This is a genomic window from Kerstersia gyiorum (genome assembly GCF_048595715.1).
Classification (GTDB): domain Bacteria; phylum Pseudomonadota; class Gammaproteobacteria; order Burkholderiales; family Burkholderiaceae_B; genus Kerstersia; species Kerstersia gyiorum.
Genome location: NZ_CP169556.1, coordinates 1,702,544 through 1,715,379, shown reverse-complemented (window position 1 = coordinate 1,715,379; position 12,836 = coordinate 1,702,544). Strand labels below are relative to the sequence as shown.

Below are 12,836 nucleotides of genomic sequence, written 5' to 3'. Positions count from 1 at the left end.
GGGGACGGCGGAGTGTTGATTGGACGCATCATCGGCCTTGGGAAGAGTGTCTGGAAGAAACCTGGCCAATCAGGAAAACACGATCAGCAGGTGTAAGCCTTGATGATTAAAGGTCTTTCCCAGACCCACGACAATCACTGATATCAGGGATGCAGCCTTGTCGATGACGCAATAAAAACACCCCGGCCAGAGCAAATGGCTTTGCTCTGGCCGGGGTGTTTTACCGCTATACGTATGTGATCAGCGCCGCACGGCAGCACCGGCACCTTGAATTGCCTTGCCTTGCTCGGCTTCGAGGCGCTCGATCTGCCGTTGCAGGCTGCGCAACTGCTTCTGCGCGTCCTCTTGCTGGGCTGCCAGCTGCGCCGCATCCTGCTGCGCCTGTTGCTGCCGGGCAGCCACGCGGTCTTCCTGCTGGCGTTGCAGTGCCAGGTCGGTCTGCAGCGCATTCAGGCGGTTGGCGCGCTGCATCAGCTCCTTCTCCAGGTGCGCGTGCTCGGCCTGCAACTTGATGCGACGGACATCCGCCTCGGCCAACTCATAGGTTTGCTGGCTGAAGCCGCGGTAAGTCTCCTCGGCCAATCGTTCATCCTTGGTCCGGAAAACGCGCCAGAAGTCTTTTTGCTGGAACAACGCCACGTAATACAGCAGCTCGTCCGCCTTGAACAGCAGGCTGGCACCGTAACTGCCGTTATAGGTTGTTCTCAACTCGCTGACCTTGCGGTCCTGGATCAACTGCTCCAGCTCCACGGCCGAGCTCTGGGCCACCAGCGAAGGCGGCGCCAGTTCCGCAGGCGGACGAACTTCCGCACTGGCGGCTGCCGGCGCCGGCGCGGCCTGGACAGTCGCCTGGGTCACCACGGGCCGGGACATGGCAGCGCTGCCGGTATCCGGCTGCGTGCTGGCACAAGCCGCCAGGCTTGCCAGCGCCAAGCCGTACAGCACGATGCGCGTGGGTTGAAAATCCTTTCGAGTCAACATACTGTTCAACCTTTTACCTGATTCATTCTGATTTTTTACCGCCAGCCTTTCGCAATCTCATAAAGACCCAAAGACCATTACAGAAGCCTGGCATGATACGCGAGCCTGGCTGATTATGCCGAGGAATAAATACCGCCCAAGGCAACGCTGCCGTCACTGCCAGCCTGGATCTGCAGCTTGCGCATTTTTTCCCACAGCGCTTTGCGGCTGATGCCCAAGGCCGCGGCTGTCTCCTGACGCCGCCAGGCATGTTTTTCCAAAGCCGCGATAATCCTCATCCGCTCTGCCCGGTCAGCTTCGCTGAGCGTCTGGCTGATCACGGCCTCGTCCGCCGGCGCCACCGGCACGTGCAGGAAACTCAGGCTGCGCATGCGGCTGAAGACCTGCTCCGAACGTCCGGGGTTCCAGTTCCCCAGGACCAGGCGCAACAGCCCCAGCCGCTCCACCAAGTTCAGCATTTCACGCACATTCCCTGGAAAGCACATGGCAGCCACGCGGTCCAGCATCCAGTCTGGCGGAATGGGGTCATCTATTCCGACAGCATGCAGGTAGCGTGCCATCAAGGCGCGGAACAAGGCGATTTTTTCTGCCGGTCCACGCTCATCCAGCGAAGGAATGTAAAGCTCAATGACAGCGAGCCGGTAATAAAGATCGGCCCGAAAAGCGCCCAGGCGCACTTGCTCCACCAGGTCCCGGTTGGTTGCGGCCACCAGCCGGAAATCCAGTTCGATTTCCTGAGAAGAACCAACCCGCATGGCACGGCGTGATTCCAATACCCGGAGCAGCTTGACCTGCTGCTGCAGCGGCAACTCTCCGATTTCATCAAGGAACAGGGTTCCCCCGCTGGCCTGTTCGAAATAGCCTTTGCGGGTCGCCATGGCACCGGTAAATGCCCCTTTGACATGACCGAAGAATTCAGCTTCGAACAGGGTTTCGGGAATTGCACCGCAGTTGACCGCCACGAACGGTCCATCCTGGCGTTCCGAGTGCTCGTGCACGTATCGTGCCACCCGCTCCTTGCCTACACCTGTTTCGCCGTAGATCAGCACATTGGAATGACAACCTGCGACCATGCGTGCCTCGCCCAGCAATTCGCGCATTTCCAGCGAAACAGCAATGATTTCCTCACGTGGCGTGACACTGGGCGGAGCCGCCACCGGCTGAATGGCGCTGACCAGCTTCAACACCATGTTGCGCACCTCTGCATGGCTGAATTCAGCCGGCAAGGTGTGGGAATGCTCAGGCGGGAAAAACTGCTGGTGCTGGGAACGGTAGGATGTGGTCGCCGCGACCCATATGACGGGAATGGCCTGGGCACTCAACCATTCGAGGGCTTGAAAACGATGATTGGCCATCACCGAGACAGACACCAGCGCGACAGCGGGACACAACTCGTCCCGCGCCAGATTGACGCCGGGCTGCTCGGCCGGAATGATAGTGGCTGGCAAATCCGCAAACACTCGCTCTATGCGGGCAACGATATCAGCGCTGCCCTCCCAGACATAAAGCTCGAATTCCGGAATCTCCGCACTATTTTCCATCAGGAGACTCCAAAGGGACGAAGCACCCTATCAGAAAAGAGCATGCATGTGAAGGTTTCATACGTCGTTTCTCTTTCAGTGCAAAAATTCGCCCAAATTAAGTAATGACAAATAAAGCAACTATGAATTTAATAAACCAACCTGGCTGGCTCGCATTGTATATCCAGCGCCTTGATTTCTGTCCGGCCCAGTTGCAAGCCTAATCCGCGATCCAGTACCCCGCTCAGCAATCCCCCCACACCATTGAGTATGGGCTTCAATACATTCAGCACCGGTTTCAGGAGCATGCACAATACGCCGCGACAAGCGACTTCATTGGCATAGGGATCTTTAACCTGATTCACCATATCCTGCATGGTGGCATCATCCATTCCGACATGTGAAGGATGATCCTGCAATAGTTTTGTCAGATTATGTTGAACACAGCCATTCCAATTAAGAATGGAACTCAGCAAGCCGGCGCAACTGCGATAGCCATTATCAAAAGTGGAAATCCCCAAGGCGCCCAGCAAATCGCTAGGTACGCTGGTGTAGGAATGAAATGCGTCGGAAAAACTGCCACGATTCCATGTCCTTGATGGGCAGGCAAACAGCACGCAAGTCTTGGCAATGGCATTATCAAATTCAAAATTGGAATCCAACAACGGATCCAGCCTGATGGTTTCGCCATCCCGCTGGAACGTTGCGCCATTCAAAACCAGATCAGTAATTCCGGAAACACGATAGGCCCCGCCTTTCGTTACCCTGAGTTGACTATCCAATTCCGGCACATCAAGATAGCTCTGCACCAATTGCTGAATCATGTGCTTGCGGGTGGCATCGGAATCGTAATCAGCATCCAACCAGGGCGATGGGTCCGGTTCACGGAACAACCCACCCAATAGATTCAGCAATTCAGTCACGAGACGATCCACGGTATTTCCCAAAGCCAGGGGATTGGGTTCCGTCGTCCGCATTTCTCCGACTTCCATGCCCAGACCGGAAACATGGTCTTCATATTCCAGTGCAGGCAAATGCATCTTGCCAGACAGAATAGGAATATGCAGTAATTTGAGTAATTGCTCTTCGCCCAGATAGACATCGCAACGGGCAGTATGCGACATGATATTGTCCTCAGCCATGCGGCCCACGCAGACGTTGGCAACATTGGCTCGCACCGAAAGATCCATGGTGCGCGGTACACCGCAGTTCAAGGCTTCCAAAGTACCGACGGCATCGGCAACATCCACCGCGATGGGCAGGTGCACCCGGATGCCCAGGATGTTCTCCACCAGGACATTCAAGAGCCCGCCCAGCAGATTGCGCGTATCCACATCCAGGGAGACGCGGATCTGCGAGCTATAGCCCTGGGTGCCCACCGGGCCGATGGCGATGGTGGGCGGTTCGACCACGGTTACCTTGGCCTTGACTGCGCCCAGCACTGACGGCAGATTGATGTCCGCCGCATGGCCGTTGACCCCAAGCGCCACGGCGGCCCCCAGCAAATCTCCCAGGCCAAGCTCTAGGTCCAGCGCCGCGTCGAATTCGTCCTGGCGCCCCAGCTGCAGCAACGCCAGCAGACCCGGCTGGTCCTTGGTCCCCAGCAGGGGAATCTTGATCGCTCCTATCCCCACCCGCAGGAGCTCATGCCTCAAGGCATCCAGCTGCGCATACAGCGTCGAATCCGTGATCAGCGACAGGGACACATCCAGCAAGCGCAGCAAGCTGATGTCTTCGATATTGGCCAGCCCTCCCGGCGTCAGCACGCCCAGGTGGTCTATCCCCAGGTCGACACCCAGCAAGTCCAGCAATCCTGCCGGCGTTATTTTCGCCGTTGCCAGGCCATCGGAATCCAGCACTTTCAGCGTGCGGATATCCAGGCCTACCGCTTTCAATACCAGCCCCAGCACGGAATTGTTTTCAAAGCGCAGCAATTCCGCCCCTACCTGGAATGCCGCCACCGGCACTGCCGATTTCGCAATCGCCGACGCATGAACATCCTGCTTATCCGCAAACGGCATCATGGGCGCAACGCCCCGGTCAATGATGACCTTCAGTGCGTTGAAATTCCCCTCCACCGGATTGGGGTCGAAATATTCCGGCGCGGGATAGGCCCGGCTCCAGGTACCGCACTGCAGCGTAATATCCGCCGCATCCAGTTTCACAATCTTGCTGCCGCCCAGATAATCCTGCAGTGACAGCAAAGCCTCCTGCTTTGCATAATCGCAGCTGGCCGCCGGCGAGCTATCGGCATGGATGTACTGAACCCCGCTCAAGGCCGCCAAATCGGCCGCGTTCTGAATTTCCCGTTTCGCATAGAACAGATAGCCCAGATTGGCCGACGCCAACAGGATCATGCATACGATCAATGCTGCCGCCGCTGGCAAAATAATTGAACCGCGCTGGCGCCCCGGCAGCCGGCCTCTCTGCATCCACATGAAACAATCCCCAAAAACACCGCACTTCCCCCGCAGCAGGCAAACCACTCCAGATTGCACGCTACGGAGGAAATCAATCGTCCGAAAACATTAGTTGCTACTGTTGTCTTCGACCTTTTCCTCAAACCATTCCGGAATCGGGTGAGTGAAACTGTCCACATAGCGCTGCCAGGTCAATCCGGCAGTGGCGCCCAGGGCAGGCAATGCCTGGCCCGCAACGTTGCGCCCGTTCAGGGTTCCCGACGCCTGGGCGGCCAGCAAACTGCGTGTCACCTGGCCGGTGCTGACCACCTGGGGATGCACGACAGGCGCGACCTGGACAGCGTTGCGTGGCGCGGCAGGCGCTTGCACCACGGCAGGCTGCGTTGTTTCGCCGCCACGGTGTATGGCCTCCATGCTGGCGCGCGCGCCAGCGACATCGGACGCGCTGCCATCGTCGACTGCCTGCACGGTCACCGTGCTGGGCTGCGCCGGCACAACCACCAGGCCACGTTGGCCGAGTGCTGCCGGGGTATGCGCCATCTCGCCGGTCAACGGACGATTCTGCGCCTGCGCTGCCGTAGCGGCCAAGCAAGCCGCCAACAGCAAATAGCGATAAGGTTGTTTCATGAGTTGCCTCCAGTGAATCCAGTCAATCCTGCAAATGCGTCAATCAGTTGACGTAGCGGCCGTACGGACAGCTGCCACGCCGATCTGCCGGGTGTCCGGCGGATCTCATCTAAAACGTTCCAGCACGCGGCGCAGCAAGCCCGCATCCATTTCATCCCGTCCCGCAGCTTGAGGCGCTTGCGCTGCCCTGCGGCTGCCATCACTGCCTGCAGCGCTCAAGGGCACAATGGCCACGCGGCCGCTGTCCAATGCCGCACCAGCTTCCGCTGCTTCGGCTGCCGGCGCCTGGGCGCCGGACACGACCGCAACGCTTCCGGGTGCTGCCGCGGCGCGTGTCACCACTGGCGCGCCAGCGGCCCCGGCCACCGCTGCGGTAGCCGGCACTGCGGTTGCCTGCACCACATCGGAAGATGCCGCTGACTGCCAGGCCGCACCTTGCACCCCTTGCGCCCGTATCCTGGCGGCCTGCACCGCAATGCCTGCCTGGCTTTCTTCGGACAAGCCTGCCCCGTTCATCAGTTGCCGCGCGTCGGCCATGCGGCCTTCGAGCATCAGCAGCAAAGCCATGTTGGCCAACACCGTGGATTCCTCGCGGCCCAGTTCCAGCGCCTGCCCCAGCGGAATACGGGCCCCGGCATAATCGCCCAGGTTGATGCGCGCATAGGCCAGGTCATTGAGGATTTCGGGCTGTGTCGGCGCCAGGGCCGCAGCTTCGCGGAAATGCCGTTCCGCCAGGACATAGTCACCCGCCTCTCCCGCCAGCAAACCCAGGCCATGCAAGCCCTGCGCCCGGTTGGCGGTACGCAGCATGGCTTCATATTCCTGGCGGCTTGCATCCGGTTGCCCCGTTTTCATCAAGGCATCGGCGCGTATCGCTTCCAGGCCGTCGATATTCCCGAAACGGCGGCGATAGTCGTCCACGTAGGCCAGCGCGGCAAAATAGCGTTGCTGGCTGTAATTCTGCTGTGCCAGGGTCCGCAACATGCCCGGCTCATTGGCAGCCTGTGCATTGAGTTCGGCTTCTTCCCGCGCACGCAGCTGGGCCTGCTGGTTTTGCTGCTCCTGCATCACGCGCCAGGCGCTCTGGTCTCCATTGCCCGCGCAGGCGGCCAGCACGGGCAGGCAGCCCAGCACACACCACCGACGCCAGGATTCACGCCGCGCCATCATGCGCCTCCCATGCGCGACAGGCCGCGCAGTACTGCCAGGAACCCTGCTCCACCCGTCACGATCAACAAGGCAGGCAGCAAGGTCAGCACCATCACGCCGGTCATCTTCACTGTCAGCTTGCCAACCTTTTCCTTCAATCCCAGGCGGCGCTTCTCACGCAGGCGATCGGCAAACTGGGTCAGCGGTTCCTGCACTGCGCCGCCATGACGGTCCACCTGGTCGATCAGCGCGCAGATTGCGGCCAGGTCATCGTTCCCGAAGCCCTTGGCCAGGCGCTGGAAAGACTGCTCACGCGTGCGTCCGTGTGCATATTGCTCGGTGGCCAGCTGCAATTCATGGCTCAGTACCGGCATGACCTCACGGAAATCATTGACAATCACATACAGGCTTTGGTCTATGGACAGGCCGACGCCCTGCAGCAAGCGCAGTAAATCCACCAACAGGGATAATTCATCGCCGGCAGCCAGCTTGCGGGCCTGCGCCCGGCCCGACAACCACCATTTGGGCAGCATCCAGCCCAGGCCAAAACCGAAAAACACAATCAGCACGCCGCCCAGCAACGGGTTGCCCAGCACGGCAGGCGTGCCAATGAACAGCCAGCCCAGCAAAGGCAGCGCCAGGGCCAGCAAGGTCCGCCCGAAGACGAACAAGGCCCTGGCACGGCCCGGATTGGCAAAGCCGCAGAGGTCGATCAAGGCCTTGTCTTCGGCGGCCAGCAAGGAATCGCCAAATTTGCCCTGTTCCCAGCGCTCGCCCAGTGCAGCGGCCTCCTGCACGACATGCTGCAGGCGTTCTTCCAGTTGGGGGCGCGCACCATCGGAGACCTGCCCGGCATGCAGGGCCATGACGCGTTCGACTTCCTGGGCTCGCTTGCGGGCGCGCAGGGCACGCCCGGCCAGCCCCAGGCCCAGCGTCAGCAGGGCCAGCGCCACCAGCAAGACAGCAATGGCCAGCAGCAGATTGGGATTAACGGCTTGAATTTTTTCCAGCACTTTTGCTTACTCCATCAGACCGATTTCGCCAGGCGATATAGCCAGAACACGCCCACCGTCTGCATGATTGCGGCGCCTATCAGCATCTTGAAGCCCAGCGGGTCTTCCCACATATTCATGAACAGGTCGTTGTTCATGAACAGAATGAAGCTAGCCAGGGCAATCGGCAGCAGCCCGAGAATCCACGCCGACAGGCGCAGCTCCGCCGACATGGCCGTCATTTCCATGCGCGCCTGCTCCAGATCCCGCATGAAAGCGGCCAGGCGTTCGAGCACCTGGTCGCTGCGGCCCCCGAAGCGCAAGGCCACCCCGACCACCGAGGCGGCCAGGTAGAACTCGTGCAGGTCGAACTGGCGCGCCACCTGGCGCATGGCTTCGTCCAGGTCCTTGCCCGAGCGCGACAAGGCAGCCACACGATCCAGGGCTTCGCGCAAAGGCATCTCGACATTGGCCGCCGACGACTGGAACGCTGCCCCCATGCTGTTGCCGATAGTGATCAGCCTGACCATGCCTTCCAGGAAGCCCGGCAATTGCGCCACCATGCGTTTGCGCCGTTTTTCTATGCGCCACCAGATGGAAAAGCTGAGCAGCACGCCAGACAGGATCAGGATGCCGACTGCGGCAACTGCACCGATCAGCAGCCACGCCAGCAGCGCCAGTAGCAGCGGCAGGCCGATTGCGAGCAGGACAAACCCCGGGCCGCCGTTGATGCCGGCCCGCAGCAACACACTGCTGAGGTCGCCGTCACCACGCCATTGACGCGCCACTGCCGCGCCCACGGGCCCGTCAGCCAGGCTGCCTGCCTGGCGCTGGCGCAAGGCCTGCTCTACGTGCGAGGACAACTGGGCCTGCGCCTGGTTCCGCGTGCCACGCTGCCAGAGCCACAGTGCGGCAGCCAGCAGCAGGAGAGCCAAGCCTCCGATAATCAATCCTTGAACCAGCATCAGCGCCTCCTGCCCCAGAACCCGCCGCTCGGCGGCGTATCGGCGGCAGGCAGGCTGGCCTGCTGGCGTTGCCGCTGTTCTTCGCGATAGCCCGACAGTTTCGGGGTATGCGGATGAATACCCAGGCCCACCCAGCGGTCCAGTTCCGAGCCGTCCGGCCCCAATACCGTTTCGTGGCGGTACAGTTCCTGGGTGGCAATCACGTTGTCGCCCATGCCGGTAACTTCCGTAATCGACAGCACACGCCGCTTGCCGCTGGGCAGCCGGCCAATCTGGATAATGAAATCGAGCGCACCGGCGATCTGGCGGCGCAAGCTGTCCTCACTGCCCTGGAAGCCCGCGAAACCAGCCAGCATTTCGATCCGGTACAGGCATTCACGCGGGGAGTTTGCGTGAATCGTGGCCATGGAACCTTCGTGACCGGTATTCATCGCCTGCAACATGTCTATGACTTCGGCGCCACGCACCTCCCCCACCACCACGCGGTCTGGCCGCATCCGCAAGCTGTTGCGGATCAGGTCGCGGATGCTGACTTCGCCCTTGCCGTCAAAACCGCCCTGACGGGCCTCCAGCCGGCCGACATGGGGGTGGTTGAGCGACAGCTCGGCAGTATCTTCCACCGTGATGACCCGTTCCTGCGGCGGGATGAAGAATGCCAGCGCATTCAGCAAGGAGGTCTTGCCGGAACTTGTCCCGCCGGAGATCAGGATATTGCAGCGCTGGTGCACGGCGGCCTGCAGCAGGTTATGAATGGCCTCGTCGAAAGTCCCCAGCGCCTGCAAGTCGGACGGACGCAACGGGTCCTTGCGGAATTTGCGGATGGAAACCATGGGGCCGTCCACGGCCAGCGGCTCGATGACGACATTGAGCCGCCCGCCGTCGGGCAGGCGCGCATCCACCATCGGGCTGGATTCATCCAGACGCCGCCCCAGCGGCGCCAGGATGCGCCGGACGATGCGCAGCACGTGCGCATCATCGGTAAACGTCATGGGCTCGCGTTCCAGGCGGCCGCCACGGGATACGAACACATTGTCGTACCCGTTGATCAGGATATCTTCCACGGCCGGATCTGCCAGCAGATCTTCCAAGGGCCCGAGACCCGCCAATTCCTTGGTCAGCGCCTCGACCATCTGGCGCAACTCACCCTCGTTGACCGGCAGGCGCTTGAGCCGCGCGTAACTGGCCAATTCCAGATTGACGAACTCCTGTATGGCCTCCCGCGACCAGCGTCCGAATTCGGCGCCCAGTTCCTCAATCCGACCCAACAGATGCTCATAGGCACCATTCTTCAGATCCTGCAAGCGCGGCATCGCCGATACATTCGTGCTCGCCGGATCGAACAGCGCATTCTTCATTGTCATCATGACTCTGCTCTACCCATGTTTCCCGTCCCTTTGGGCCGGGCCGTATCCTTGCCGCGCATGCCGGCTTTCCAGCCGGACAAACGCTGCCAAATTCCTGTTCCGTCCCGTTGGGCCACCTCGTCCTGCGGCAACAACGCCTTGCGGAACGCCTGCATCCACGGGTCCCTGGCATCCGTCTCGTCCAGCAACAGGCCTTGCCCCTGCGCCAGCATCAACGGCGCCGTGCGTTCCGGCAAAACGCCGCTCAGGCGCAAGCGGAAGCGTTTGGCAATGTGCTCCGCTTCCAAGCCATTACGCTCGCCATAGCGATTCAGCAGCAAACTCATCCTCTCAGTCACAGGGACATTGCGCTGTTCCAGATCGGCCAGGAGATCATGCAGGGCAACCAGCGCACTGACGCCCTGATCAGCCATGATGCAGACCTCATCCGCCAGGTGTATCAGCTCGGCCAGGAAATCCAGATTACCCAGACCCCCGGCGTCCACCACCAGGCAACCGAACAGCTCCATCAGGCGCCGGACCAGCGCCAGGGACTCTTCCGCCGATACATGGGCCATGCGTTCCGGCTTGCGCGGCAGCGGCAACAAGGCAACACCGCGCCTGTCCAGCGCCAGCGCCGAATCCAGCAAGGTGCGATCCAGACGGCGCAGGTTGCTGGCCGCCTCGGCAAAATCAAAGCTGCTGTGCTGGCCGGCATACAGCAATGCATCATTCAAGGGCCAGCCCATATCGAGCAAGGCCACGCGTTGTGCGGTCGGCAAGGCCAGGACCTGGTCCTGGGTAATCGCACCGGCTTTCCCCGTCCCTTTGGCTGCACAGGCCTCGCGCCACAGCTTTTGCTGCAACAGGCCCGCCCAATGCACCGCCACCGTGGAACTCCCCACGCCAGGCCGGCTGCCCAAGACCAGCAGCAAACGGCCGCTGCGGGGCATGAGCGCCGTCTCCTGGCGCTGAAAGCTGACCTGCTTGAGCAGGCGCTCGGTCACCTGCCGCAACTCGACGGCATTGCCGGGATCAACGAAATCACTGACACCGGCGCGCAAGGCGGCAATGGCACTGCCGGGCGCGTCAACACTGCCCAACGCCACACGCGGTACCCCTGGCCAGCGGCTGCCGGCCAACTGCGCCAACGCTGCCGCCGCGCCCTCCTGCTGCGCCGCCAGGAAATCCAGAAACAGCAGCTGCGGCGGCACCGCTTGCAAAGCCGCTTCCAGCGCGGCCGCCTCAGGTGCGACCTGATGCACGGTGCCCAGGCCGGCCAGCAGCATTTCCAGCTCGTGCGCCAGGCCGACATCTGCCGAGCAAAGCAGCAAGGCAGGCAACGCGTCGGCAGAATGATCCCGTTCAGCAACCCCGATCATGTTCATTCCGTTAGCGCGAGAAACCCGGCAAACCCTGGCCGGTCGCGGGGCCCAGCAGGAAATAGGACCAGCCATTGATGGCTTTGTCGCCCTGCTCCTGGGACTCGCCCGGCAGCGGCAGCGCCACGCCCCTGGCAATCGGGCGCACCAGGCGCGGGGTCACCACGATGACCAGTTCGCGTTCTTTCTGCTCGTACTTCATGTTGCGGAAGAAGGTGCCGATGATGGGCAGATCACCCAGGAATGGGAATTTATCGACATTGGCTGTGGTCTCGCGCGACACCAGGCCGCTGATCACGAAACTTTCGCCGTCAGCCAGTTCCACCATGGTGTCGGCACGGCGCGTGCGGATGGCCGGGATCACGGAATCCCCCACGACAATGCTGTTGGTGGGATCCAGCTCGCTCGCTTCCGGCGCGATTTTCAGCGCGATGCGGTCGGCAGACAGCACCGTCGGTGCAACACTCAAACCTATCCCGTAGGATTTGAATTCGACATTCTGGGTGCCCAGGGAGCCCGATGCGGGCACAGGAATTTCACCGCCCGCCAGAAAGCTGGCGCTGTGACCCGACAAAGCCACCAAGGTGGGTTCGGCCAGAATGCGCGCCATGCCATTTTGTTGCAGCAGGTCCAACGAGGCGCCGAAGTTTGTTGCACTGTAGAGAAGAGAAAAACCATCACCAATAACATCGGCCTTACCTGCCTTGTTACCGCCTTGCCAGCTTGTTGGCTCTTTGCCCTTGACTGCACCGATGCGCCCGCCACGCCAGTTGATGCCCACTTCCTTGAGCACGCTGGTGTTGACTTCGACCACCTTGACTTCGACCTGCACCACCTGATTCGGGCCGACCGTGGAAGTATCGACAATGCGATCCGGCGCCGCGCCCGCAGCCGCCACTGCGGCGGCATTGTGATGCGTCACCAAGGTATCGGAGTGGCCGCTGACGACGGCGCTGCCGCCGGAAACATCGACCTGCGCCTGCACCGGTTGTTGCCGGGTCAGCAGGCTCGCATGCACGTCACTGACCACGCGCACAGGCCAGCGTTGCGGCTGCTGTTGGCCACGAGACCAGACCTGAACCGTCGTGCGGCCCGGTTGCAGGCCCTGCACGAAAACGTCGGCACGCTTGTTGGCCGACAGGATCTGCACATCCGCCACCGACGGGTCGTCAATCAGCACGCGCACCGGCACGCCAGCCACCGGCAACATCAGCTGGGAGCGTTCGGCCATCACGATTTCCTGGCCCTGGGCGGCGACCGCCACCGGACGCTGCGCCTGCTGGGCTTGCGCCTGGGCTGTCCCCGCGCAAGACAAGGCCAGCAGGGACGCTGCGGCAATCAGCCGCCATCCGCCGCCCCATGCAGCACTCAACGCCGTGTTTAGGGGACCAGCAACCATATTGCGCGCCTGAGGCATGCGCAGCCCGGTGGCCATTTCCAATGAATTCATCTCTGTT

At 61.3% G+C, this 12,836-nt stretch carries 10 protein-coding genes; all 10 read right to left on the bottom strand.

What is annotated here, in order from left to right:
* Nucleotides 1-240: 240 nt before the first annotated feature.
* Nucleotides 241-981, bottom strand: a complete 741-nt coding sequence (locus tag ACEW7X_RS07580; protein WP_130486973.1) for a DUF2968 domain-containing protein — start codon at nucleotides 979-981, stop codon at nucleotides 241-243.
* 113 nt (nucleotides 982-1,094) lie between these two features.
* The gene (locus tag ACEW7X_RS07575) at nucleotides 1,095-2,522 is read right to left on the bottom strand and encodes a sigma-54 interaction domain-containing protein (protein ID WP_420177834.1); all 1,428 of its coding nucleotides are present in this window, start codon (nucleotides 2,520-2,522) and stop codon (nucleotides 1,095-1,097) included.
* Nucleotides 2,523-2,650: 128 nt separating this feature from the next.
* Complete coding sequence (locus ACEW7X_RS07570) at nucleotides 2,651-4,858, bottom strand: pilus assembly protein TadG-related protein (protein WP_420177833.1); 2,208 nt, start codon at nucleotides 4,856-4,858, stop codon at nucleotides 2,651-2,653.
* Nucleotides 4,859-5,029: 171 nt separating this feature from the next.
* Complete coding sequence (locus ACEW7X_RS07565) at nucleotides 5,030-5,548, bottom strand: DUF3613 domain-containing protein (protein ID WP_127773829.1); 519 nt, start codon at nucleotides 5,546-5,548, stop codon at nucleotides 5,030-5,032.
* Nucleotides 5,549-5,653: 105 nt separating this feature from the next.
* The gene (locus tag ACEW7X_RS07560) at nucleotides 5,654-6,718 is read right to left on the bottom strand and encodes a tetratricopeptide repeat protein (RefSeq protein ID WP_420177832.1); all 1,065 of its coding nucleotides are present in this window, start codon (nucleotides 6,716-6,718) and stop codon (nucleotides 5,654-5,656) included.
* Nucleotides 6,715-7,707 carry a type II secretion system F family protein gene (locus ACEW7X_RS07555; RefSeq protein ID WP_068369236.1) on the bottom strand — a complete coding sequence of 331 codons (993 nt, stop codon included), beginning with the start codon at nucleotides 7,705-7,707 and terminating at the stop codon, nucleotides 6,715-6,717. The genes ACEW7X_RS07560 and ACEW7X_RS07555 overlap by 4 nt, the downstream gene beginning before the upstream one ends.
* A gap of 17 nt (nucleotides 7,708-7,724) precedes the next feature.
* On the bottom strand, nucleotides 7,725-8,654 hold the full coding sequence (locus ACEW7X_RS07550; protein ID WP_068368089.1) for a type II secretion system F family protein: 930 nt from the start codon (nucleotides 8,652-8,654) through the stop codon (nucleotides 7,725-7,727).
* Nucleotides 8,654-9,964 (bottom strand): CpaF family protein, encoded by a 1,311-nt coding sequence (locus ACEW7X_RS07545; RefSeq protein ID WP_372726461.1) that lies wholly within the window; start codon nucleotides 9,962-9,964, stop codon nucleotides 8,654-8,656. Before ACEW7X_RS07545 ends, ACEW7X_RS07550 begins: the two co-directional genes overlap by 1 nt.
* A gap of 50 nt (nucleotides 9,965-10,014) precedes the next feature.
* Complete coding sequence (locus tag ACEW7X_RS07540; RefSeq protein ID WP_420177831.1) at nucleotides 10,015-11,379, bottom strand: pilus assembly protein CpaE; 1,365 nt, start codon at nucleotides 11,377-11,379, stop codon at nucleotides 10,015-10,017.
* Nucleotides 11,380-11,389: 10 nt separating this feature from the next.
* Complete coding sequence (locus tag ACEW7X_RS07535; RefSeq protein ID WP_415358754.1) at nucleotides 11,390-12,829, bottom strand: type II and III secretion system protein family protein; 1,440 nt, start codon at nucleotides 12,827-12,829, stop codon at nucleotides 11,390-11,392.
* Nucleotides 12,830-12,836 lie beyond the last annotated feature (7 nt).

Bases quoted from the DNA above. Each gene is read 5' to 3' on its own strand.
- ACEW7X_RS07580 (WP_130486973.1), bottom strand. From the start codon at position 981: ATGTTGACTCGAAAGGATTTTCAACCCACGCGCATCGTGCTGTACGGC.
- ACEW7X_RS07565 (WP_127773829.1), bottom strand. From the start codon at position 5,548: ATGAAACAACCTTATCGCTATTTGCTGTTGGCGGCTTGCTTGGCCGCT.
- ACEW7X_RS07570 (WP_420177833.1), bottom strand. From the start codon at position 4,858: ATGATCCTGTTGGCGTCGGCCAATCTGGGCTATCTGTTCTATGCGAAA.
- ACEW7X_RS07575 (WP_420177834.1), bottom strand. From the start codon at position 2,522: ATGGAAAATAGTGCGGAGATTCCGGAATTCGAGCTTTATGTCTGGGAG.
- ACEW7X_RS07540 (WP_420177831.1), bottom strand. From the start codon at position 11,379: ATGATCGGGGTTGCTGAACGGGATCATTCTGCCGACGCGTTGCCTGCC.
- ACEW7X_RS07535 (WP_415358754.1), bottom strand. From the start codon at position 12,829: ATGAATTCATTGGAAATGGCCACCGGGCTGCGCATGCCTCAGGCGCGC.
- ACEW7X_RS07545 (WP_372726461.1), bottom strand. From the start codon at position 9,964: ATGCCGCGCTTGCAGGATCTGAAGAATGGTGCCTATGAGCATCTGTTG.
- ACEW7X_RS07560 (WP_420177832.1), bottom strand. From the start codon at position 6,718: ATGATGGCGCGGCGTGAATCCTGGCGTCGGTGGTGTGTGCTGGGCTGC.
- ACEW7X_RS07550 (WP_068368089.1), bottom strand. From the start codon at position 8,654: ATGCTGGTTCAAGGATTGATTATCGGAGGCTTGGCTCTCCTGCTGCTG.